At 67.3% G+C, this 23,089-nt stretch carries 23 protein-coding genes; 9 read left to right on the forward strand and 14 right to left on the reverse strand.

The genetic code is table 11. The features are described from left to right. Positions 1-13 precede the first annotated feature (13 nt). Positions 14-277 (reverse strand): phosphoribosyl-ATP diphosphatase, encoded by a 264-nt coding sequence (locus ACFWPH_RS01735; protein ID WP_280413708.1) that lies wholly within the window; start codon positions 275-277, stop codon positions 14-16. A gap of 172 nt (positions 278-449) precedes the next feature. Here ACFWPH_RS01735 and ACFWPH_RS01740 point away from each other — a divergent pair, with 172 nt between their 5' ends. After that, positions 450-1,100, forward strand: a complete 651-nt coding sequence (locus ACFWPH_RS01740; protein ID WP_378747519.1) for a TetR/AcrR family transcriptional regulator — start codon at positions 450-452, stop codon at positions 1,098-1,100. A gap of 384 nt (positions 1,101-1,484) precedes the next feature. Here the strand turns inward: ACFWPH_RS01740 and ACFWPH_RS01745 are convergent, their stop codons facing one another. From ACFWPH_RS01745 to metH, 7 genes are all read right to left on the reverse strand, one after another. Continuing rightward, positions 1,485-1,730 (reverse strand): hypothetical protein, encoded by a 246-nt coding sequence (locus ACFWPH_RS01745; protein WP_378747520.1) that lies wholly within the window; start codon positions 1,728-1,730, stop codon positions 1,485-1,487. 269 nt (positions 1,731-1,999) lie between these two features. After that, the gene (locus ACFWPH_RS01750) at positions 2,000-3,814 is read right to left on the reverse strand and encodes a choline/carnitine O-acyltransferase (protein ID WP_378747521.1); all 1,815 of its coding nucleotides are present in this window, start codon (positions 3,812-3,814) and stop codon (positions 2,000-2,002) included. Positions 3,815-3,885: 71 nt separating this feature from the next. Continuing rightward, complete coding sequence (locus tag ACFWPH_RS01755; RefSeq protein WP_378747522.1) at positions 3,886-4,689, reverse strand: class I SAM-dependent methyltransferase; 804 nt, start codon at positions 4,687-4,689, stop codon at positions 3,886-3,888. Positions 4,690-4,736: 47 nt separating this feature from the next. Next, on the reverse strand, positions 4,737-5,597 hold the full coding sequence (locus tag ACFWPH_RS01760; RefSeq protein WP_378747523.1) for an arpA protein: 861 nt from the start codon (positions 5,595-5,597) through the stop codon (positions 4,737-4,739). Between the two features lie 269 nt (positions 5,598-5,866). Next, positions 5,867-6,559, reverse strand: coding sequence for an HAD family hydrolase (locus tag ACFWPH_RS01765; protein ID WP_378747524.1), 693 nt, complete (start codon positions 6,557-6,559; stop codon positions 5,867-5,869). Positions 6,560-6,677: 118 nt separating this feature from the next. Further along, positions 6,678-8,279, reverse strand: coding sequence for a serine/threonine-protein kinase (locus ACFWPH_RS01770; protein WP_378747525.1), 1,602 nt, complete (start codon positions 8,277-8,279; stop codon positions 6,678-6,680). A gap of 319 nt (positions 8,280-8,598) precedes the next feature. Beyond that, positions 8,599-12,195: a methionine synthase gene (gene metH, locus ACFWPH_RS01775; protein WP_378747526.1), complete on the reverse strand. Its 3,597-nt coding sequence runs from the start codon at positions 12,193-12,195 to the stop codon at positions 8,599-8,601. Positions 12,196-12,451: 256 nt separating this feature from the next. Here metH and ACFWPH_RS01780 point away from each other — a divergent pair, with 256 nt between their 5' ends. Beyond that, positions 12,452-13,339, forward strand: a complete 888-nt coding sequence (locus tag ACFWPH_RS01780) for a PAC2 family protein (protein ID WP_280415331.1) — start codon at positions 12,452-12,454, stop codon at positions 13,337-13,339. Positions 13,340-13,369: 30 nt separating this feature from the next. Here the strand turns inward: ACFWPH_RS01780 and ACFWPH_RS01785 are convergent, their stop codons facing one another. Continuing rightward, the gene (locus tag ACFWPH_RS01785) at positions 13,370-13,675 is read right to left on the reverse strand and encodes a hypothetical protein (protein WP_033242355.1); all 306 of its coding nucleotides are present in this window, start codon (positions 13,673-13,675) and stop codon (positions 13,370-13,372) included. Positions 13,676-13,887: 212 nt separating this feature from the next. Between ACFWPH_RS01785 and ACFWPH_RS01790 the strand changes: the two genes are divergently transcribed. After that, positions 13,888-15,120, forward strand: coding sequence for an XRE family transcriptional regulator (locus ACFWPH_RS01790; RefSeq protein WP_378747527.1), 1,233 nt, complete (start codon positions 13,888-13,890; stop codon positions 15,118-15,120). 38 nt (positions 15,121-15,158) lie between these two features. Here the strand turns inward: ACFWPH_RS01790 and ACFWPH_RS01795 are convergent, their stop codons facing one another. Both ACFWPH_RS01795 and ACFWPH_RS01800 read right to left on the reverse strand, forming a co-directional pair. Further along, positions 15,159-15,680: a M15 family metallopeptidase gene (locus ACFWPH_RS01795; protein ID WP_378747528.1), complete on the reverse strand. Its 522-nt coding sequence runs from the start codon at positions 15,678-15,680 to the stop codon at positions 15,159-15,161. A 204-nt stretch (positions 15,681-15,884) separates the two neighbouring features. Beyond that, on the reverse strand, positions 15,885-16,220 hold the full coding sequence (locus tag ACFWPH_RS01800) for a hypothetical protein (RefSeq protein WP_378747529.1): 336 nt from the start codon (positions 16,218-16,220) through the stop codon (positions 15,885-15,887). Between the two features lie 503 nt (positions 16,221-16,723). Here ACFWPH_RS01800 and ACFWPH_RS01805 point away from each other — a divergent pair. The 3 genes from ACFWPH_RS01805 to ACFWPH_RS01815 all read left to right on the forward strand — a co-directional run bounded on the left by ACFWPH_RS01805 (position 16,724) and on the right by ACFWPH_RS01815 (position 18,495). Continuing rightward, positions 16,724-17,614: a helix-turn-helix domain-containing protein gene (locus ACFWPH_RS01805; protein WP_378747530.1), complete on the forward strand. Its 891-nt coding sequence runs from the start codon at positions 16,724-16,726 to the stop codon at positions 17,612-17,614. Then, positions 17,601-17,810 (forward strand): DUF397 domain-containing protein, encoded by a 210-nt coding sequence (locus ACFWPH_RS01810; RefSeq protein ID WP_378747531.1) that lies wholly within the window; start codon positions 17,601-17,603, stop codon positions 17,808-17,810. The genes ACFWPH_RS01805 and ACFWPH_RS01810 overlap by 14 nt, the downstream gene beginning before the upstream one ends. A gap of 64 nt (positions 17,811-17,874) precedes the next feature. Continuing rightward, positions 17,875-18,495 (forward strand): nucleotidyltransferase domain-containing protein, encoded by a 621-nt coding sequence (locus ACFWPH_RS01815; protein WP_378747532.1) that lies wholly within the window; start codon positions 17,875-17,877, stop codon positions 18,493-18,495. Between the two features lie 43 nt (positions 18,496-18,538). Here the strand turns inward: ACFWPH_RS01815 and ACFWPH_RS01820 are convergent, their stop codons facing one another. Continuing rightward, the gene (locus tag ACFWPH_RS01820; RefSeq protein ID WP_378747533.1) at positions 18,539-18,880 is read right to left on the reverse strand and encodes an SDR family oxidoreductase; all 342 of its coding nucleotides are present in this window, start codon (positions 18,878-18,880) and stop codon (positions 18,539-18,541) included. Positions 18,881-18,968: 88 nt separating this feature from the next. Here ACFWPH_RS01820 and ACFWPH_RS01825 point away from each other — a divergent pair, with 88 nt between their 5' ends. Next, positions 18,969-19,619 (forward strand): TetR/AcrR family transcriptional regulator, encoded by a 651-nt coding sequence (locus ACFWPH_RS01825; RefSeq protein ID WP_378747534.1) that lies wholly within the window; start codon positions 18,969-18,971, stop codon positions 19,617-19,619. Further along, complete coding sequence (locus tag ACFWPH_RS01830) at positions 19,616-20,893, forward strand: DUF418 domain-containing protein (protein WP_378747535.1); 1,278 nt, start codon at positions 19,616-19,618, stop codon at positions 20,891-20,893. Before ACFWPH_RS01825 ends, ACFWPH_RS01830 begins: the two co-directional genes overlap by 4 nt. 49 nt (positions 20,894-20,942) lie before the next feature. Here ACFWPH_RS01830 and ACFWPH_RS01835 read toward each other — a convergent pair whose 3' ends face one another. Together ACFWPH_RS01835 and ACFWPH_RS01840 are read right to left on the reverse strand one after the other, a co-directional pair. Next, complete coding sequence (locus ACFWPH_RS01835) at positions 20,943-21,515, reverse strand: TetR/AcrR family transcriptional regulator (RefSeq protein ID WP_378747536.1); 573 nt, start codon at positions 21,513-21,515, stop codon at positions 20,943-20,945. After that, complete coding sequence (locus ACFWPH_RS01840; protein ID WP_378747537.1) at positions 21,515-21,934, reverse strand: VOC family protein; 420 nt, start codon at positions 21,932-21,934, stop codon at positions 21,515-21,517. The genes ACFWPH_RS01835 and ACFWPH_RS01840 overlap by 1 nt, the downstream gene beginning before the upstream one ends. Before the next feature lie 129 nt (positions 21,935-22,063). On the opposite strand from ACFWPH_RS01840, the gene ACFWPH_RS01845 reads away from it, so the two are divergent. Further along, positions 22,064-23,008 (forward strand): hypothetical protein, encoded by a 945-nt coding sequence (locus ACFWPH_RS01845; RefSeq protein ID WP_378747539.1) that lies wholly within the window; start codon positions 22,064-22,066, stop codon positions 23,006-23,008. The last annotated feature ends 81 nt before the right edge of the window (positions 23,009-23,089 follow it).

A 23,089-nucleotide genomic window follows, 5' to 3' on the forward strand; every position in this document is an offset into this window, starting at 1 on the left:
ACGGTCGGGGCGTCTACAGATGTCGGTAGACATCCTCCAGCCGCAGCCCGCGGCCCACCATCAGGACCTGCACCCAGTACAGGAGCTGCGATATCTCCTCGGCGAGCGCGTCGTCGCCTTCGTGTTCGGCGGCCAGCCACACCTCGCCGGCCTCCTCCAGCACCTTCTTGCCCTGGGTATGGACGCCCGCGTCCAGTGCGGCGACGGTACCCGACCCGGCGGGACGGGTGGCTGCGCGATCCTGGAGCTCGGCGAACAGGGCCTCGAAAGTCTTCACGGCAGGTCATTGTTTCAGACCACCCCCGCGCCCTTGTCCCCGACTGCACACCGCTGTGCCGTAGCACTCATCCGGCCGGTTCCGGAGCTGTCGCGCCCCGGGCGGGACCGCCACCGCCGGGCCGGACCCACGTCATCGGTACTGTGATGATCCGAGGAGGTGGTCACCGATTATGGACGAGAACATGGCACAGGCCCGGCAGGAGCGCCGGCACATGATCGTGGCCGCTGCGTCCGGTTTGTTCGCCGCCTGCGGCTACCGAGCGGCGAGTATGGACGAGATCGCCTGCCGGGCGGGGGTCAGCAAACCGGTCCTGTACAACTCCTTCAGCAGCAAGCTGGAGCTCTACCTGGCGGTTCTGCACGAGGCGCTGCGGGTGCTGGGTGACACGCTCGCGGAGGCGCTGGCACCGGCCCAGGGCATGCGATCGATCGTTTCGGCGACGGTGGCCGCGATATTCGATTTCGCCGACACCCATCCACGTAGCGCCACACTGCTGGCGGGTGCCGCGGTGGTCGACGAGCCGTCGGCGCAGCGGGTGGCCCATCAGGCGACGACGATCTGCACCGACACCCTCCTGCAGGCACTGGCCCCGTATCCGCCGGCACAGGCCGAACGGGGCTGGCTGATCACGGCGGAGGTGGTCGCGATCGCTCAGTCGTGTGCGCGGCACTGGGTCCTCACCGGCAAGCCGCTCCCCCGGCACGAGGCCGTCGCCACGACCGCGGGCCTGTGCTGGACCGGCCTGTCCGGTGTCCAGCAGGCGCCGAAGAGCCCGGAGCCCACCGAGACGAGTGCGCCGGCCTCCGACGCGCGCATGTAAAGCACCGGCAGGTGCTGGAAACCCCGCGGCCGGCGAGCCAGTTGGTCCGGAACCGCACCGAGACCCGTTCACCGTCACGGCCCACGCCCGAACGAGACCACACCGGTCAGCGCAACCGCACAGCTCGCATAGCGATCGGCCCGGCCGGACCATGCACCGACCCTTGTCCCAGCTCCGCGTTGGTACGACCTCGCTGGTCGGCTCTGCCCCCCGGTTCCACAACCGGACCCGGCCACGCCGACCAGCAGCAGAGCCTGGCAACCCGCTTCATCGGACTACCTCGCGCTGCTCGACACGAAGCACACGGACGGGGCGGGGCCCGGTGGAATCACCGGGCCCCGCGAAGGCATACAGGGCTGCTGCCCTGCGGTTGCCCGGTGTGCACTACATCTGCCGAACCTGCTGGCGCATCTGGTGCATCTGCAGTTCCCACTGCATTGCGCGGTCCTGGGCCCGGGTGGACTGTTCCTCGGCCTGCTGGGCGAGGTAGGCAGCCTGGTCGGCCTGGTCCTGCGCCGACTGCTGCCTCGGGATCGCTACGGTCGGCGCGCCCCCGGCGGTCAGCACGATCCCCGCGATCGCCAATATCCCTGCGGTCAGCTCGATCGCCGCGGTCCGCGCGCTCCCCACAGTCGGCACGATCCCCGCGATCGGGGCGACCGGGACGGCCCCTGCGACCGATGCGATGGACAACCGTGGACCCGCTACCGAGAGCCGGGTAACGTCCGGATGCCCCAGACGGCAGTACCGTCCGGGGCATTCGCGAGCGCCCCCGGCGGCTCGGCCGGCACGCGGGTGCCGGCCGGAATCGTTGGCCCGGCCGCCGCAGAGCCACCGCAGTGGCATGTTGCTCGTCGGGCTACGGGTGCCTGCCGACGGACTGTGTGCCGACCGTGGCTCTACTGCGCGGCGAGCAACTCCTCCAGTTCGGCGACCGCGGTGCGGAGGTGGTCGGCGAAGGTGTGCATCTCGCCGGCCACCGCGGCCGGGGTGGCCAGGTAGAGGTTCCACCGGTCCGGCAGCAGGACGTAGGCGATGCCGATGCATTTCGGGCTGGTGGAGCCGAATCCGAAGTACCGGATGTTCACCGACGGCGCCGAACTGGTGCTGAGGTAGTCGTCGCGCATGATCGTCCAGCCGGGGCTGTCGTACAGCGGGAGGGGATCGGTGACGCCGAGTTCGGCGCCGCGGCGCCGCTGGATCCATTCGAGTTCCCACAGATGCTGTTCCGGTGCTTCACCGGACTGGCACTGTTTGGCCCGGGCGACATGGGCGCCCGCGGCGGCGCGGGCCGCGGCGAGTTTTGCGGCGGTATCGGCGGCGGGATCCTGCATGGTGTCGACGAAGGCGACCATTTCCGGGGTGATCACGCGCATCGCCTCGGTGCGGCCGTTGCGGTACTGCCGGGTCGCGATGGATTCGTAGGTGGCTCCGGTGAGACCTTTGCTGCGGCGATGGGCCAGCTGATAGCTCAGCTGGGCGAAGGCGTCCGGCGAGATACCGAGCTGTTTGGCGCGGGCCGTTCCGAAATCGTCGAAGGACACGGTGGTGGTGGCATTGTCGGCGGCGTACTGCGCGAAGGCGGCACCGGCGGCGGTCACCGCGGCGCGCTGTTCGTCGGTCAGCCGGAATTCGATCTGCTCGATCGGGGGCAGCCCCTGGTCCCGTGCCCCGGATCGTTCCGCATGCCCGGTGACCGGTGTTTCCAGCAGGGCGTCGACGAAGGACAGCACCGTTGTACCGTCCAGCCCGCAGTGCTCGATATTGATTCCGGCCTGACCGTCGGCGAACACGATGAACGACACCGATTTGTCGAACCAGCGGTTGGCGCTGTCACCGTGCAAGAGGGTGTCACCGGCGTGCAGTTCGTCGCGGGGTGCGAAATCTTCGAGGCAGACGCAGAACAGCGCGGTTTCGATCGTCTCGAGCGCGGCGGCGTTGTGCGGATCGGTGAGCAGTTCGGCGCGGGCGTGCGCCCAGTCGGCCCGGGCCGCGGTGGTCAGATGTCCCACCGAGGTCCCGGCGGGCGCGGGTTCGGTCGCGGATTTCAGGATGGTGCACAGACCGCCGAGCAGATCCTCGAAAGCGTACGGGGCGCCGTCTGCGCCGAGCACATCCAGCCGGAACATGTTGCCGCGGTGCAGGACGAGGATATGGCGGGCGCCGGACGGACCCGGCCACTCCTCGCTGTAGGGCACACGCACGGTGTCCTGTTCGGCGCCGGGGATCCGGGTTTCGGAGAACAGGTATTTGTTCTGCCACATCGACAATCGCTGCCCACGCTGGGTGACCGGCGGGATCTCCTCCCGGTCCAGGGCCAGTTTGTAGTCGACAGCGGCCGCGACCAGCGCCGCGGCCCGGTCCGCCTGACCCGCCGCGGTGGAGGCGGCCAGCGCGGTATCGTCGCGGAACAGGAAGAAGAAGTTGGCGTTCAACGCGATCCGGTCGCGCCGGCCCAGGTAGCGGGACGGCCAGAACCGGTCCAGCCAGCTGCCGACGCCGGGGGTTTCGTCGTATTCACGCAGGGCCGCGTGCAGGGTCCGGCCGGCGCCGCCGGGACGCAGCAGATCCGCCACGGCGTCCTCGGTGGCCGCCAGTTCCTCGGCGGTCAGCAGGGGTGTACACCACTGCACGAAGCGGGCGCAGCTGTCCTCCAGGGTCGGCAGCGGGACCCTGGGCAGTTGGTCTTCGGCGGCAAAGGTGCGTTCGGTCAAGTCGTCTCTCCGGTTCGGGTCGGTGCTGCTCGACGGTCGGGCTGTTCCCGGTATCGCACGATTTCGGTGTACTACGAAACCGGCCGGGACACATAAAGATTGGCATACAGCCGGCCTTCGGACTCCAGGCCGGTGGGGTCGATACCGTTGGTGGTGAGGGTGTCCAGTACCTGCTCGCGTTCGGCGTCGGAGGCGAATCGGCGCTGGGCGAACTCGCCCGGCATCCGCCGGGTCCGATAGCCCAGGGCGTCCAGTTCCGCCTCGATCGGTCCGAAACCGTACATGCGCAAGACGAAGTGTGCCATCCAGGGGCGGCGGTCCGGGGCGGCGGTCGCTATCCGGACGAGTGTCTTCTCGGTGACATAGCCGATACAGCCGGTGGAGATCACCAGATCGGCCGTGGCGAGGATCGCGCGTTGTTCGTCGGTGGGGTCGGCGGCCTCGAGGTCGGCGTGGACGACGCTGTCCAGCAGCCCGGCCGCCCGGGCATAGTCCAGGGCGGGTGCGGAGGCGTCCATTCCGATGAACCGGACCCCGGGCAGGGCGGTGGCGTTGCGGACACGGTCCCGGTCGCGGGCGATGAGATCACCGGTGCCGAGCACCGATTCGGTGTAGGAGCCGGCCAGCTCGGCGAGGCTCATATCCAGGCGGAGCAGGGCGGCGTTCACACCGTAGGAACATCCGATGTCCAGCACGGCCGGGGCGGTTCCCGCCACGGCCTGATACTCCGCTATCTGCTCGCGCAGATACGGTTTCGCCAGTTCCGGTATCCGATAGCCCAGTTCGGACATGCGCGCGTAGTAGTCGCGGGGGTCGGGCCGAGAGTAGATATCGTCGAAGGAAGCTTTCCCGGTGGTGTGCAACGGCACTGGCACGTTGTGTTCCTCTCGGTAGGGCGGTACCCACTCGATCGGGTCCCTGATCAATCCAGCAGCCGGTCACCACGGACGGCATCGGCCGCCGCGTGATGATCCGGCAGCACCCGTCCGAAGAGCTGGCGGGTGCGTTCCACGGTGCCGATGACACCGGGGCGGTCACTGTAGGCGAAGATCGCCGTATGCCGAGGGGTCGCGCCCTGCACCGGCGACACCCGGTGCAGTGAGAACCTTCCCTGGAAAAGCTGCAGGTCGCCGGGGCGCAGCTCCAGCCGCCGGACGAGACCGTCGCCGCTGCCGGTGAGCACGGCGTGCACATCGAGGAGGTTCTCGGTGTGCGGGGAACGGATATTCGGGCAGTACTCGAACACACCCCCGGACTCCGGTGCCGCCGTGAGCATGCTGACGGTGAATTCGTTGGTGTCGAAATGCCAGGGATGCGAGTTGCCCGGGGCCACCACGTTCAGGACGAGACCGGCCAGCGGGTCGGCGAATTCGTGCAACTGTGGCCGGCCGAAGCAGGCGGCGAGAAATCGCTGGAATTCGGTGCCGGTGTACAGCTGGTGGATCAGTGCGCCGGCCGGGATCCGGTCGCGCGGGACGAAGGCGTTACCGCGTTCGAAGATGATCCGGCCCGGATGGTCCGCGGGCAGTTCGGTATCGAGCGGAATGTTGTAGGCGTTCACCTGTTCGGTGCGGTAGTAGGCGTGCGGAGCCATCTGCTCCCCCTGCTCCGCCAGCAGGGCGTGCAGCTCCGGCCGGATGAACTCGCGCAGTACGGTGCAGCCGTCCTCCGCGAGATCGGCCCGCGCGGCCGCGACCGCGGCATACCAGCCCGGCGTATCGGGCTCCGCGAGCGGGTAGCGGGAAGTATCGACGATCTCGTCCAAGGTCACCGTGGCGGCCATAGCGATATTGTTGCCGCCGGGCGGCCGACACGCCCGGCGAATGCGCGAGATGCCTGGTGAGCCCGGTCACGGACCATCCGGTTTTGTTGATCCGCAACACCATTGGCCGCGCAACGTTGTCGTTCCGCACCGTTTACCGACGCACCCCGCTGGAAACCTCGCCTCCGAGGCCGGCCGTTACGCGGCCCGTCCGGTCGCTACCGGGGAGCATCGGCGAGCCGCAGCAGCGAGCTCCCGCGCCCGCGAAACACGGGCTTCCGGAGGCAGCGTCAGCAGCTCTGGGATTCGGCGAACTGGAGGCGCGTCCGCAAGCACAGTTCCAGATCGTCACGGGTCAACCCGATGAGGGTGTCACGATGCGTGCGGGCCGGGTCGAGAGGTACCGGGACCTCGCAGGGCACCACCAGGACCGCGCAGCCCGCCGCCGTGGCGGCCGCCACCCCGGTGACCGAATCCTCGACGGCCACGCAGTCGCGGGCATCCAGGCCGAGTAGTTGCGCGGCACGCAGGTAAACGGCCGGGTCGGGTTTCCCGTGCGGCACCTCGTCGCCACAGACCGAGACGTCGAATCGGTCCCGGCCCAGCGTTTCCAGGGCCAGCTCGGTGAGCGACCGTTTCGTGTTGGTCACCAGAGCACAGGGCAGACCGGCCTCCCGCACCATATCCAGCGCTTCCACCGCGCCCGGCCGCCACGGGATCGGACCGGTCATGAGTTCGGCGACCCGCTGCTCCAAGAACCGACCGGCCGCGTCGACGGCCTCGGGATGCGGGTCGACCCCCAGTTCGGTGAACATGATCCGCAGCGCATTCGCTCCCGACGCCCCGATCAGCGCGTGCCGGATCTCCTGCGTCATCTCCCGGCCGAGTTCCCGCGCCAGCTCACGGACGCCGATATCCCACAGCTTCTCCGAATCGAGCAGCGTGCCGTCCATATCCCACAGGACACCGGCCGGCTGGGCCATACGTTCGGACCTTTCGTCATGGTGGATCGGGACGGCACCGAGCCGCGCAGCACGATCGGAAGCCTGGGGCCGACGGTAGCCCGGCCGGGTAAGCGGCAGCAAACCCGGCCGGTCGCGGTCACAATACTTGTGAGTCGGTGATGACCAGCTGTCCGCCGTTGGGCGCGACCCGGAACGACCGGCTCTCCGACTGCACCGAACCGTCGCGCATCGTGTAGGTGACGGTCGCGACCGCGCTGCCGTCACCGGATCGGCTGACCGAGCCGATACCGACCGCGCTGATGGTCGACCAGAAGCCCTGGTAGTCGGCGTAACCACCGGCGACGGCCTGATATTCGGGCGCGAGCTGCGACCATGCGGCGGCCGTGTTGCCGGGCAGCAGCCCGTAATAGCCGCGGACGAACTGTTCCACGCGAGCGGCCGAGGGCGGGCCCGTTTCGGTGGTGGCCGTCGTGGTCGTCGAGGCAGCGGTGGTGGTCGCAGCGCTGGACTCCGCCTCCGGTTCACCGGTCTGCTCCGGTGTGTCCACCTGGCTGGTTTCGGGCCCGGCGGCGGTGGTGTTGTCGTCCCCGCCGGTGACATCGGCGAGAACCAAACCCACCACGACCACCAGGAGCAGCGCCGCGGCACCCGCCAGCACGGCGGTCCGGGACCGCACGCCCGAACCACGTTGGGCGGCAGGGCCGGTGGGTGCGGGCGCGGCGGGTGTGGGCGCCGATCCCGCAGCCGGCGGGGCCCCGGCCCCCCGGAAGGCCGGCGCGGGGGCGGGCCCCGCAGCAGGTGGGGGCGTCTCGGCGGGGCCCGGCTCCGGATCGGGCCGGTCGAGTGTGGCCGTGGCGGCGAGCGTGGACGGGAGGACCTTCGTCGTGGCGGACGGCGCGGTATCGACCGGTTCCGGCGCCCGCCCGGCGGCCACTTCTTCCAGCATGACCCGCGCCTCGTCCATGGTGGGGCGGTTGGCGACCTCGGTCGCCAGCAGCCGCATCACCACCGGGCCCAGCGCGCCCGCCCCTTCGGGCGGTTCGACCTGTCCGCCGGCGACCGCGTGCAGCACGGCCAGGGGATTGTCCCCGTCGCCGAAAGGCGGGCGGCCGGTGATCGCGTGGTAGAGCGTGGATCCCAGCGCGAAGACGTCCGAGGACGGTATCGGCTGTTCACCGCGGGCGACCTCGGGGGCGAGGTAGGCCGGGGTGCCCGCCAGGAATCCGGTCGCGGTGACGGTGACATCGCCGGTGGCGCGCGAGATTCCGAAATCGGTGATCTTCACCGTACCGTCGTCGCCGACCAGCAGGTTCGCCGGTTTCACATCCCGGTGCACGATTCCGGCGTCGTGCGCGGCGGCGAGCGCGGCCGCGGCCTGCGCGCCGAGTTCGGCGACCTTCAGCGGTGCGAGCGTGCCGTCGAGGTTCAGCCGGTTGGCCAGGCTGGGCGCGTTCATGTATTCCATGACCAGCCACGGCTGCCCGTCCTCGTCGGCGACGTCGAACACCGAGATGGCGTTGGGGTGGTGCAGGCGCGCGGCGATCCGGCCTTCGCGCAGTGCGCGTTTACGCGCCTCCGCGGTCTGCTGTTCGGTCAGGTTCGGGCCGAGCAGCACCTGTTTCACCGCGACGGTGCGCTGCAGCCGGATATCGAGCGCCCGCCACACCACTCCCATGGCACCGGTGCCGATGGGATCGGTGAGCCGATAACGTCCGGCTATCAGCCGATCCTTGCTCATCTGAAGTCGTGGCCCCTTCTGCTTGCCGCCGAGTCGTCCAGCACTCCGCGCGTCACAGGCGGTTGCCTACGGTTCCGCGTCGACCCGGCGCGTGCAACGCACCCGAACGGCTTTGTCCGGATTTCTGGTTCCGCGGGAACCTCGGCGGAAATTCCCGGAAATCGTACGCTCCGGCCCCCCGAACCCCTGCGGGCAGTACGGGATTTCGGACCCGATCGCGCACCGGTCACCTGCGGTTTCCGCGGGTAGCCCCGACAGTAGGCGCAGTAGTGACACGTAAAAGTGACCACAATCACATCAGTCGGGTGTTTAGCCCGGCTCAGGCATTGAAGTACTTCGCCTCCGGATGCAGCAGCACGAACGCATCGGTGGACTGTTCGGGATGCAGCTGCAACTCCTCCGACAACGTGACACCGAGCCGCCCGGCGTCGAGCAGGTCCACCAGCTTGGCGCGATCCTCCAGCTCCGGGCAGGCGCCGTAGCCGAACGAGTAGCGGGCACCGCGGTAACCCAGTTTGAAGTACTCGGTCACATCCGCCGGATCGGATTCGGCGATGGCGTGCCCGTCGAGAGTGAGTTCCTCGCGGATCCGGCGATGCCAGTATTCGGCGAGCGCCTCGGTGAGCTGGACGCCGATTCCGTGCACCTCCAGGTAGTCCCGGTAGTTGTCGGCGGCGAACAGTTCGTTCGCGAAATCGGCGATCGGCTGCCCCATGGTGACGAGCTGGAACGGCAGCACATCGACCTGTCCGGTCTCGCGGGCGTGCTCGCGGGAGCGGATGAAATCGGACACGCACAGGAACCGGTCGCGCTGCTGGCGCGGGAAGGTGAAGCGGTACCGCTGCGGTGCATCGGGTTCCGGTTCGGTGAGCACGACCACGTCGTCACCCTCGGACACCGCCGGGAAGTACCCGTACACCACCGCCGCATGCTGCAGGACGCCTTCGGTGCTGAGCCGGTCCAGCCAGGCCCGCAGCCGCGGCCGGCCGTCGGATTCCACGAGTTCCTCGTAGCTGGGTCCTTCACCGCCGCGTTGCCCCCGCAGACCCCACTGGCCGAGGAACAGGGCCCGTTCGTCCAGCAGGCCCGAATATTCGTGGACCGGTAGTCCTTTCACCACACGGGTGCCCCAGAACGGCGGAACCGGTACGGGGACATCGGCGGCCACATCGGACCGTTCCGGCACCACGATCGGCGTTTCGGCGGCCCGCCGCTCCTCGGCGATCCGCCGCGAACGTTCGTGGCGGGCTTTCCGTTCGGCGGCCTTGCGCCGCCGCTCCTCCGCCTCCGGGCTGTCCGGATCGGGCCCGTCCCCGCGTTTGACGGCCATGATCTCGTCCATCAACCGCAGACCTTCGAAGGCATCGCGTGCGTAGTGCACATCGCCCTCGTAGACATCGGTGAGATCGTTCTCCACATAGGAACGGGTGAGCGCGGCGCCACCGAGCAGCACCGGGAACTGGTCGGCCACTCCCCTGCTGTTGAGTTCCTGCAGGTTCTCCTTCATCACCACAGTGGATTTCACCAGCAGGCCCGACATTCCGATCACATCGGCCTTCTTGTCCACCGCGGCGTCGAGAATGCTGGCGATGGGCTGTTTGATCCCGAGGTTCACCACCTCGTAGCCGTTGTTGGACAGGATGATGTCGACCAGGTTCTTGCCGATATCGTGCACATCGCCCTTGACGGTGGCCAGCACCACGCGGCCCTTACCGCTGTCGTCGGTGGCCTCCATATGCGGCTCCAGATGCGCCACGGCCGCCTTCATCACCTCGGCCGACTGCAGCACGAACGGCAGCTGCATCTGTCCCGACCCGAACAGTTCGCCGACGGTTTTCATCCCCGAGAGCAGGGTTTCGTTGATGATCTTCAGCGGCGGCACCTCGCGCATCGCCTCGTCGAGATCGGCGTCCATCCCGGCACGTTCACCGTCGACGATGCGCCGCTCGAGACGTTCGAACAGTGGCAGCGCGGCCAGTTCGTCGGCGCGCGAGGCCCGCGAATCGGCCGTCGACACACCTTCGAACAGTTGCATGAGCTTCTGCAGCGGGTCATAGCCCTCGCGGCGCCGGTCGTAGACCAGGTCGAGGGCGGTTTCGCGCTGCTCGTCGGGGATCCGGCTCATCGGCAGGATCTTGGAGGCGTGCACGATGGCGCTGTCCAGGCCGGCCTGCACGCATTCGTGCATGAACACCGAGTTCAGGACCTGGCGCGCGGCGGGGTTCAGGCCGAAGGAGATATTCGACAGACCCAGCGTGGTCTGCACGCCGGGGTGACGGCGTTTGAGTTCACGGATGGCCTCGATCGTTTCCAGGCCGTCACGCCGCGATTCCTCCTGCCCGGTGCCGAGGGTGAAGGTCAGGGTATCGATGATGATATCGCCGACCTGCAGCCCCCAGTTGCCGGTGATATCGGCGATCAGCCGTTCGGCGATGGCGACCTTGTGCTCGGCGGTCCGCGCCTGCCCTTCCTCGTCGATGGTCAGCGCGACCACCGCGGCGCCGTGTTCGGCGACCAGGCTCATGATCTGGTGGAACCGGGAGTCCGGTCCGTCGCCGTCCTCGTAGTTCACCGAGTTCACCGCGCAGCGCCCGCCGAGGTGCTCGAGCCCGGTTTGCAGTACGGGCGGCTCGGTGGAGTCGAGCATGATCGGCAGGGTGGAGGCGGTGGCCAGCCGGGAGGCCAGTTCCGACATATCGGCGCTACCGTCGCGACCGACGTAGTCGATGCAGAGGTCGAGCAGATGGGCGCCGTCGCGGGTCTGGTCCTTGGCGATATCGAGGCATTTGCCCCAGTCCTGGGCCAGCATGGCCTCCCGGAACGCCTTCGACCCGTTCGCGTTGGTGCGCTCGCCGATCATGAGCACGCTGGCGTCCTGTTCGAACGGCACCGCGGTGTACATGCTGGAAATGCTCGGTTCCGGCTGCGGCGTCCGGCGCTGCCCGATCGGCGGCAGCGTGGTTTCCACCTCGCGGACGGCTTCGGCGACCTGCCGGATGTGCTCGGGGGTGGTGCCGCAGCAGCCGCCGACCAGGGCCAGGCCGTAGTCGGCGACGAAACCGCGCAGCGCCGCAGCCAGCTCCTCGGGGGTCAGCGGGTACTCGGCGCCGTTGGCCCCGAGCACCGGCAGACCGGCGTTGGGCATCACGGACACGGGAATCCGGGCGTGCTGCGAGAGGAAGCGCAGATGTTCGCTCATCTCGTCCGGGCCGGTCGCGCAGTTGAGCCCGATCAGATCGATACCCAGCGGCTCGAGCGCGGTGAGCGCCGCCCCGATCTCGCTGCCGACCAGCATGGTGCCGGTGGTCTCGACCGTGACGTGGGTGATGATCGGAATACGGCGTCCGGCCCGTTCCATGGCCCGGCGGGTGCCGTTGATCGCCGCCTTGACCTGCAGCAGGTCCTGGCAGGTTTCGATGAGTACCGCATCGGCGCCGCCGTCGAGCATGCCGAGCGCGGCCTCGACGTAGGCGTCGCGCAGGCTCGCATAGGGGGCGTGACCGAGGGTCGGCAGTTTGGTGCCGGGGCCCATCGAGCCGAGGACGTAACGAGGCGTCCCGTCGGCGCCGGGACCCATTTCGTCGGCGACCTCACGGGCCAGCCGGGTGCCCTTCTCGGACAGATCCCGGATCCGGTCCGCGATATCGTAGTCGGCGAGGTTGGGCAGGTTGCAGCCGAAAGTATTGGTTTCCACGGCGTCGGCGCCGGCCTCGAAATAGGCGCGGTGGATATCGCGCAGCACCTCGGGACGGGTGTCGTTGAGGATTTCGTTGCATCCTTCGAGGCCGCGGAAATCGTCGAGTGTGAGATCCACGGCCTGCAACATCGTGCCCATCGCCCCGTCACCGATCACGACACGGCGGCTGAGCGTGTCGAGCAAGGTGGTATCGAACTCGGCGGGGCGGGAGACAGACATGGATTCCAGAGTAGTGGGCGGCTCCGCGACGCTGTTCGCCTAGTTCACACCTGTGGGGGCGGCCACAGCCGGGACCGGCGCACCCGGGCCGTCCGGCGCCCCGCCGAGCCGTAGCCCCGCACCCGGCACGAGACCCACGAGCCGGCGGTCACCGGCGCCTCCCACCACCACCGTGCGGGCCCGGCGACCGGCCGCGACAGGCGCGGGGGGACCGATACTGCGCGCCGGTCACGACCAGCACCGTAGGCTGACTGGGGTGAGCTCGAGTGAATCTCCGGTGGATCGGGAACTGCCCGCGTTGCGTGACCCGGTGCTCGTTGCCGCCTTCGAAGGCTGGAACGACGCTGGTGACGCGGCCAGCGGCGCCGTCGAGCACCTGGAGTTGATCTGGGATGCGCGCCCGCTGGCCGAACTCGATTCCGAGGACTACTACGACTATCAGGTGAACCGGCCGATGGTCCGGCAGGTGGAGGGTGTCACCCGCGAGATCGTCTGGCCGGCGACGGTGCTGTCGGTGTGTTCCCCGCCCGGTAGCGACCGCGATGTGGTCCTGCTGCGCGGTATCGAACCCAATATGCGGTGGCGCCGGTTCTGCGCGGACCTCCTGGAGCTCATCGATCAGCTCGGTGTCGAGACGGTGGTCATCCTCGGGGCGCTGCTGGCCGATACCCCGCATACCCGGCCGGTGCCGGTGACGGGTTCGGCCTACAGCAAAGAGGCGGCCGAACGGTTCGGTCTGGAACAGACCCGCTACGAGGGCCCGACCGGGATCACCGGCGTGCTGCAGGACCAGTGCGTGAAGGCCGGCATCCCGGCGGTGTCCTTCTGGGCGGCAGTTCCGCATTATGTCTCGCAGCCGCCGAACCCGAAGGCCACGATCGCGCTACTGCACCGGGTGGAGGATGTCCTCGATATCGAGGTGCCGTTGCGGGAGCTGCCGCAGCAGGCCGAGGAGTGGGAGTCGACGGTGAACGAGATGACCGTCGCCGACGAGGAGATCGCCGAGTACGTGCATTCCCTCGAGGAACGCGGTGACGCCGCGATCGATGTGAACGAGGTCATGGCCAAGATCGACGGTGATGCCATCGCGGCCGAATTCGAGAAGTATCTGCGCCGGCGGGGGCCCGGCGGCTTCGGACGCTGAGGGGGTACGCCGAGCCGCCGGACCGCCGGTTCAGCTCGCCACCGACCAGATGCGGGCGGCGGCGTCGTTGGCCAGTTTCGCGATCAGCAGTTCGCGTGGAATGGTCTGGCCGGTGAGGTGATCGAGCGAGGGCACCACCACGTGGTGGGCATCCGCCCGTTGGAGTTCCCGGGTCAGTTCGGCGAATGCCGTTCCGTCACCCGCATGTGATTCGTGGAAAGTCGCGGCGAAGCATAATCCGTGGGCATCGGCCAGCTCACGTAGCGCGGCCTCCATATCGTCGCCGTCGCCCGCGGCCAGATCGTCGCGTAAATACCCATATACCAACGCTTCCACCCGAACCTCCTGAATCCTTCCCCGCACGAGACGGGGAACCATTTCCTGCTCCGGGATCTCCTCCCGCGTTCGCGGGGGTGTTGCTTGAACCGGCACGGAGCCGGTTCGATTCGAGCATGACCGACGGGGAACGCATGCAGAAGAGGTCATGCGGGGGACATCTTCATGCCCTATGGGGTCCACGAAAAGTTTGCTGGTGCAATACTGGCGGCGTGACTGCTGCTGAAGATCGTCCGCTGTGGGCCATCCGGATGCGCTCGGAACGCGATGCGCGTGGGTGGTCACAGGCCGAGGCGGTACGCGCGCTACGCGCCAAATCGTCCCAGAATCTACCGACCGACAGCACCCTGCTACGTAACTGGCGGCGTTGGGAATCGGGCGAATCCCGCCCCGACGATTTCTACGCTCCCCTCATCGCCGCCGCCTTCGACACCGTCGCCGCGGCGTTCTTCCCCAAGGCCCGCCCGAGCCGCGACGACGAATTGCTCACCGCGACGGGTATGGACACGCTCGAATTCATGGGACGGCTACGGATGTCCGATGTTTCGACCGCCACCCTCGACGCCGTCCGGATCACCGCCGAACGGTTATGCCGCGACTATGCCTCCACCGATGCCCACCAACTGCACCGTGAAGCATCGGGCTGGCTGCGGCGGATCGCGGCCCTGCTCGACAGCCGGCTGACGCTGGCCCAGCACAAGGAAGTCCTCGAGCTGGCGGGGTGGGTCGCGCTACTGCTCGGCTGCCTCGAATACGATCTCGGCCGCCGCGGCGGCGCCGAGGCCACCCGGCGAGCCGCGCGGTCCCTGGGACTGGAATCCGGGAACATCGAAATAATCGGGTGGAGTTCAGAACTGGCGGCCTGGTTCGCGCTGACCCAGGGCAACAACCGCGGGGTCATCCAGGCCGTCGATTCGGTACCGCCGGAATGCGCCGACAGCGGCGTCGGCGTCCAGCTCGCCGCCCAGCGCGCCAAAGCCTGGGCCCGCCTCGGTGACCGCAGCGCGGTGGATGCGGCACTGGCGCAGGGACGTATGCTGCTGGACCGGCTCGGCCACCCCGAGGACCTGGAGAACCATTTCGTCGTCGACCCCCAGAAGTTCGATTTCTATGCCATGGACTGCTGCCGGGTGGTCGGCGACGATGCTCGGGCCGAACGATTCGCCCGTGCCGTCCTGGCCGACTCCACCACCCTGGACGGCACGGTCCGCAACCCGATGCGGGTCGCCGAAGCCCACCTCACCCTGGCAATGGTCGCCGCCCGCGGCCGCGATCTCGAACTGGCGGTTTCGGAGGGGCGGCAAGCCTTCGAATCCAAACGCCGGTCGCTGCCCTCACTGTTGTGTATCGGCGGCGAGGTCGGGCGGGAATTGATGGCACATTTCCCCGACGATCCTCGAACTCAGGAGTACCTGGACGAACTCCGCGCAGTATCCGGCACCTGATCTGTTCCGTGGGCGCACGCCCGGCGCGGATTCACACTTCAGCGGTGGGCGGCGTCGGGCACCCGGGGCGGACAGGCCGTCCCCGGGATCGTGACCAGCTCGAAATGCCACCATTCGTTGTCGAACGTGCGGCACAGCCCCCACCGATTGCCGTTGGCCTCCAGCCAGGCGGCACCGTCGCGCGGCGCGATATCGACGGCCCGGCCGGTGACATGCGTGGACTCTTCCGGCGGCAGCACCCAGCGGCGCGCCTCCTCCGGCGTGCCGTAGGTACGCAGCCCGTCCTCCCACATCGCCTGCTGTTCGCCCGGGCTCCGATAGCCGGAATTGATCCACATCGGCACGCCCGCGGCATGCGCTTCCCGCTCGGCCATGGTGTAGGCGAGCGCCAGCAACGGATCGAGCCCCTCGGTCCCCGCCGCCGCGGTCTCCGTCAGCGGCGGGACCGGGAACGGTGAAGCGGCGGCCTCGCCGCCACCGAAGGCGAGGGCACCGGCAGCTACCGCCGATATCGCCACCGCGGCGGCACGACCAGCTTTTGCCGACAGAGGAAAGGGCATGCGGATGATCTTATCGACCGCTTCCTCCCCTGACCGGCTACGTTACCGATGAGCTGCACAGATGTGATTCCGCCCAAAGCCACCCACACGGACGGTCGCTGCCACCCTGGCCGGGAACTACGCCCGGTTCAGGGTGCTTGGTCGGGCCACCACAGGGCGATGGTGAGACCGAGTAGACCGAGCACGAGCTGCACCAGTGCCACGTCAGCCATTCCTCTGCTGCTCGTGTTCGTCCGGATTCCCGACCCAACGGTGGCCGCGCGGGTACAGGCGCATCGGGGTGATGAGTCCGGCGTTATCGGTGACGAGGTGGCGGATCGCATCGATGTGCTCGAAGCCCGGGACGACTACGGCGGCCGCACCGTGCTCCCCCGCGTGCCGGGCCAACGCCAGCGCGGCAACTTTCGGACCTGCATCCGTGAACACGGTGAACACGAGCCGATAGCCGTGTCTTTCCGCCAGCGCGTACAAGTCGACCACGGATACCGGGACGTCGCGCCGGACCAGCGCGACTGCCTTGGGACGCTCATCGATGGTCACGCGAGTCCTCCGAGTCCGCGCACCAGCGACGCACGGCCGCTGCGATGCCTTCCAATCGCTCGACCGGCGGAAGCACCGCCCCAGGTCCTTCCGGGATCCCGAAAGATCCGCGAACCCGCTTGGGTAGCAGCCCCGGTCGGGCCCCGATCGATCGGCCATGCTCCTGAAACCCGTTGACAGACATGAGTAGTCCCCTGCTCCTGGAATAGGATTGGCAAGCACCCGGCGCAGGGTCCAGCACGGCATCAGCGACCAAACTGTGATTGCTGGACCGCCAGTTCGCGGCGCTCCTGGCGTTGAACTGGTGTCTCCCAGTGGTTCTGGGAGGTGGCCTGCGCCGGGTGCGCCATCAGTAGACAGGTGCGACAGCGGTTTTGGAACCTTCCGAAGCTCAAATTTCTGAGAAAGTCCGCAACATTCCAGTTTTCGTATTCGGTGCATTCCAGTACGAGGCACACTGCATTCCAGTGCGGGATGCGGATGCCCGCACAAAGGGGAGAGGGATGACAGATAGGGAGAAGACAGACAGCACTTTCGCGCGACGGATGCTCGGTAGGCAGCTACGGCACCTGCGCGAGACTTCAGGCGTCAGCGTACAAACAGCCCGGCAGGCAATCGGGGTCGGACATCAGACCCTGTGGCGCTTGGAGACCGGGCAGTCGACCCGGATCTCGGCCTTGCAGGTGCGGGAGCTGTGCCGTATCTACAAGGCCACCCAGGAGGTTACGGACGTTCTATTGGAACTTTTGGGGGGACTCTCGTACAAGTCGTGGTGGCACGCGTATCGCGAAGCGGTTCCGAAGGATTTCGATCTGTATCTGGGGCTGGAGATCGCGGCCGGCCGGTTCATGAGTTACGCGCCCACCTTGTTGCCAGGCCTGGTGCAAACTCAGCCCTACCGCCGCGCAATGGCCTGGTCGGGGAACCCGGGGATGTCGAGCATCGAGGTCGAGCAGCGTATCGAGATCGCAGCCCGTAGACAATCGCGGCTACGCGACGATCCCGACCTACAGTTGGACCTCCTGGTGAGCGAAGCAGCCCTCCATCACCGGATCGGAGGTGGAGCCGTCATGGCCGAGCAACTTCGGTACCTGGCCGAGGTCAGCCGCCTACCGAATGTATCCCTCCGGACCGTGCCGTTCGGCACCACCCACGTCGGATTGGAGGTCGGGCTGTTCGTGCTGCTGGAATTCCCTGAGCAGCACAACACGTGGACGGCAGAACCGCCGGTTGTGTACGTTCAGGGCTATACCAGCGACCAATACCTGGAGCGTCCGGAAGAGATAGCCCGATATCGGGATGCCGCTTCTCGCATCAAGCAATCGGCGTTGGGCGAGCACGAAACCAGAGACTTGGTTCTGAAGATCGCGAAGGAGCACGATGAACAGCGCTGACCTATCTGCTGCACGGTGGTTCAAGAGCAGCCGCAGCGCGAGCAACAAGGAGTGCGTCGAGACGGCACACCTGGACAAAGGTTTCGTCGGCGTTCGCGACTCCAAGAATCCGGCCGGCCCGGCCTTGGTCTTCGCGCCTGGTGAATGGGACGCCTTCCTCTCCGGCACCAAGTCCGGCGAGTTCGACCGAGCCTGACTCCCCACAGACAAGGAACCCCCTCCCGAACGGAGGGGGTTCCTTGCAAAGGAGGCCGTAGGAGATGACCGGACGTTCGTTGTCCGCCGAGGAATGCGACCGGCGCTGGCGAGGCTGGACCCCGGCCGAAGCCGCCGGACAGCTGTCGAGCGCTCCGCCGTGCTGGTACGTCACCGGCGGGTGGGCGCTGGATCTGTTCGTCGGCGGTCTCGGGCGCGAGCATTCCGACCTCGAAATCGGTGTGCCCAGCAGTCGATTCGCCGATATCGCGAACGCCCTCCCAGGCTATGAATGGGACGTCGTCGGCGACGGGTACATCTGGCCGTTTCCCGAGGAAGCCGATGATCAGCACCAAACCTGGCTGCGCGATCCGGCGACCGGGCTGTATCACCTCGATGTATTCCGCGAACCACACCGAGGTGATACATGGGTGTGCCGCCGCGATACCTCGATCACCCTGCCCTACGACGAGCTGATCCTCCACACCGCCGACGGCATCCCCTATGTGATCCCCGAAGCCGTCCTTGTGTTCAAGGCGAAAGCCCGCCGAGCCAAAGACGAGACGGACTTCCTGCGCGCCCTCCCGGCAATGGACCGGTTTCGGCAGTCCCGGCTGTCCGAGTGGCTTGCCCGCGTGCACCCCGGACATCCTTGGCTGGAAACACTTTCAGCGCACAGCTCCTGACCGGCGCTCACGCGACCCGGAGTCGGCATCACACCCGGCGGAATCAGGAGCCGAATCCACCGTCGGTGTCCAGGCCGGCGCCGGTGATATAGGCGGCGTCGGGACCTGCGAGATACGAGACGAAAGCGCCGGCCTCGGCCGAGGTGCCGAACCGGTCCGTTGCCATCACCCCTAGCAGGTTCGCGACGTTGGGCCCGTCGGCGGGGTTGGCGTCGGTGTCCACCGGGCCGGGCTGGACGTTGTTGACGGTGATTCCGCGCGGCGCCAGTTCACGCGCAAGACCACGGGTGAGACTCGCCAGGGCACCTTTGGTCGCGGGACAGAGCTGCGACTCGCCAAAACCGCTGCGGTCGCGATGATCGAACGCTCCCTCGGGTGCTGACACGCCGCGCACCCTTTCCTGAATCGATGCCGTAAACAGCCATAAACAAAGGCCATTGCCCGACTGCTGGCCGGCCGTCTAAAATCTGACCATGCGGCCAGAAAACAGTACGACCGGCCAGATTCGTCGCCCCTCACTCATCGAAGAGGTCCGGCGCCGACAGATTCTCGAAAGCGCCGTCACCGTGTTCGCCGAACTCGGGTACGCGAAAGCATCCCTCTCCCGGATCGCCGAACGGGCCGGTATCAGCAAGGGTGTGATCTCCTATCACTTCGCCGGCAAGGACGAACTGATGGAGCGGCTCGTCGAACACGTCTACGCAGAGATCACCGAGTTCGTGGTGCCGCGAGTCACCGCGGAAGAGACGGTGCTGCGCCGGATCGGCGAACGCATCCGGGCCGTCGCCGACTATGTGCGCACCAACCCCGCCGAACTGCGTGCGCTGACCGAGGTGCTCCACAATCTCCTCGACGAGAACGGGCGCCCGGTCTACGGCGACCAATTCAACGAATCCATCTACCAGGGTTTGGAAGCCGAGTTCCGTACCGGCCAGGCATCCGGGGAACTACGCCCGTTCGATACCCGCGTCATGGCCGTCACGGTGCAGGCCGGGATCGACGCGATGATCGCCTACTGGCATTCCTACCCCGAACACGACCTCGCAGCACACGCCGAGGAACTGGCGGATCTCATCACGCACGCGATCACCGCGAGCCCGACCACATCCGAGGTGCAGTCATGACAACCGACCAGGCGACGGCACGCGGTCCCGCACCGCTGGGCGGAAGCGAACGGATCCCGGGACCGGATCTCGCCCGCGGATTCATGCTGCTCCTGATCGTGCTGGCCAATTCGGCCTACTACCTGTACGGCGGGCAGCGTTCGGCGTCCGGGGCACATCCCGTGGACGGTTCGGCACTCGACACCGTGGTGCAGGGCATTCTCATCACCACTGTCGATCTGCGGGTCTACCCGATGTTCGCGTTCCTGTTCGGTTACGGCCTGGTGATGATCGCCCGGCGGCAGGAGCAGCGCGGGCTGTCCGAAAAACACGTCCGGTCGGTGATTCAGCGCCGGAACCTGTGGCTCATCGTGTTCGGCGCGGTGCACGCCCTACTGCTGTGGGGCGGCGACATACTCGGCGCGTACGGCCTCACCGGCCTCGTTCTGGTGTGGCTGTTCCTGCGCCGCTCCGATCGCACACTGCTGGTCTGGGCCGGGATCGGCACCGCCCTCGTCACCCTGGTGGCGGCCCTGTCCACGCTCGGGGCGGTGGCTGTGCTGGCCGGCGAAGACACCGGAGGCGAATTCGACCCGGGATTCGCGAACGCGGCGTATGCCAGCATTTCGGCGGAGAATTTCTGGGATGCCGCCGTCGCGCGGATGACGATGTGGCCGGTCCAGATCACTTTCGTACAGGGCCTGCTCGGGCTGGTTGTCCCCGTATCGATCCTGCTCGGATTCTGGGCCGCGCGCCATCGGGTATTGGAGCGGCCGCAGGAACACCGCCGGCTGCTGTGGGTGACCGCGACCGCCGGGATCGGCATCGGCTGGGGCTTCGGGCTCGTCCACGCGCTCGCCCACACCGGGGTGATCAGCGGTATGGAACCGGCGATGGCGGCATTGCTGGCACCACAGATGGCCACCGGTCTGCTGTGCGGCCTCGGCTATGTCGCGGTGTTCGGGCTAATCGGCGAGCGCCTGGCCGGTCGCCCGCTCGGACCGATCGCGCACGCGGTGACCGCGGTGGGTAAACGTTCGATGACCTGCTACCTGGCCCAGTCGGTGCTGTGCGCGCCACTGCTGGCGGCCTGGGGCCTCGGGCTCGGCGCCGAACTCGGCAGTGCGAGTATGGCCGCGTTCGCCATCGGCGTCTGGATCATCACGATCGCCTACGCTCTCTTGCTCGAACGGCGAGCAAGCCCGGGACCTGCCGAAAACCTGTTGCGCCGACTCGTTTACGGCCAGGTCGAGAAAACGCCCGGCCCGCCCGCGGCCGGCACACCCGCAAGCTGACCCGGCAGGATGCCGTGGTCACCACAGAGCCGAACCGCGCGCGCCAGGGCTACGGATTACGCCGAATAGCCGCCAATACCGCGTCCACCGACTGCTCGGCCAGCTCGTCCGGCAGCGGCAGATGCCGGAACAGGGCGCGGAAATAGATCGGCGCGGCCACCGCATCGAGTACGAATCCGATATCGATATCCGGCTCGACCTCACCACGATCGATCGCCGATTCCAGCGCACGGGCCGTCGTGTCCCGACGTGGACCGAACACGCTGGACCACAGCTGTTCACGAAGTTCCGGGTCGGCGTCGAGGTCGGCCACCAGCGCCGGCAGCACCCGCCCCAGCGAGGTATCACGCACTGCCACCACCAGTTCCCGCATCGAGGCGACGAGATCCGCGCGGAGATCACCGGTATCCGCCGTCGGTTCGAGCCCGAGCAGATCAGCGACGATATCCACCACCAGGTGGCGTTTGGACGGCCATCGCCGATAGATCGCCGGGCGATGAACACCCGATTCGGTAGCGACCCGGCCGATGGTCATCCGCGCATACCCCTCGGCGTCGAGCACGGCGCGCGCCGCCGCCAGCACGGCTGTATCGATCCGCTCGTCCCGGGCCCGGCCCGCCATCAGAACACCGGCCGCGGCACGAGAACCACCTGCCAGCCGTCCGGATCCGGGAACGCGATCGCCCCGTTTTCCGCCCAATACGGATTCTCGGTCGCGACCGGTTCGACCCCGGACTCCCCCAGCCGCTCCACCGCTTCGTACATGCGAGCTTCTGAGGAGAAATACAGCACGAGCAGGTTCTCCTTGCTCGGCGCGTCCCCCGGACTGCCGTCGGCGTGGGTGGTGAATTCGAGGTGATAATCCGTGCCCGGAAGCCCTAGCATCACACCGTCGTAACCCGCGTGGTTCTCGAACCGGTAGAGCTCGTTCAAGCCGAGCCCGTCCACATAGAACCGGGTCACCTCCTCGAGGCGATCGGTCGGACGGGCGAATCTGACCTGCACTACATCGAGGGAATCGGGCCAATCGTCGATGGTCACCTCATTACAGTACGATACGTACCGTAATTATTCGAGAGTACATTTCAGCGACGCGCCGAACGAGCAAACACGCCGGTATTCGAACACACTTTCTACTGTTACTCGCGGTATCTCCGATAGCTTGCCCGCATGGTCGGCTCCGCACACGAGGCGATGCACCGCCTCTTCCAAGACAACCCTGGGGTATTCGCCCGAGCTTTCCGAGTCCTCGGACTACCCTTCGACGATCCCGCCGAAGTCGCAGTCCTCACCAACGACCTCACCGAGATCCGCCCGCTGGAGCGCAGGGTCGACACCCTGCTGCGCATCACCACCGTGCGGGAAGGCCCGTTCTTGCTGTTGGTCGAAGCCCAGAACAAACCGGATCCGGACAAACCGAGCGCCTGGGCCTACTACCTGGCGCATCTGCACGAGAAGTACCGGCTGCCCGTCGTGCTGCTCGTCGTCTGCCGCGATACCAGGACAGCCGATTGGGCCATCCAACCGATCACCATCGGCCTGCCGCAGTGGACCAGTATCATCGTGCGCCCACTCGTCCTCGGCCCGCACAACGTCCCCGTCGTGACCGATCCCGCCGTCGCGGCCGCCGACATCCCCCTGGCTGTGCTGTCGGCGATCACCCACGCCAAGGACCGCAGTATTGATGCGATACTGAAAACACTCGCCGACGCCCTGCACGAACTCGAAGACGAGGAAGATCTCCACGTCTTCGCCGAACTCACCGAACTCGGCCTCGGCGCGACCCGAGCCGCGAAAACCTGGAGCAAACTGATGAGCGTGGATCTGTCGTTCTACCGTTCGCGTACATCCCAGCGCCTGCGCGCGGAAGGACGCGCCGAGGGCCGGGTCGAAGGGCGCGCCGAGGGCCGATTCGAAGGACGCGTCGAAGGCAGAGTCGAGGGCCGTGTCGAGGAGGTCATCGGCAAAACCCTGCGACTGTTGGAAGCCCGCGGGATCGATATTCCCGAATCGGCCCGGGAACATATGGAGGCCTGCACGGACCTCGACGTTCTCGACCGCTGGTTCGACCGCGCCATCACTGCCGCCGATATCGACGAGGTCCTCGCCGAGTAGCCCCGCGGCGACACTCCGCGGGCACCACCGACCGGCAAGCATCTTCCGCCTCCGCAATACCGACGAGCCTGAAGGAGCGCC

Origin of the sequence: Nocardia sp. NPDC058499, from assembly GCF_042719915.1 — a bacterium.
In the GTDB taxonomy this organism is placed as follows: domain Bacteria; phylum Actinomycetota; class Actinomycetes; order Mycobacteriales; family Mycobacteriaceae; genus Nocardia.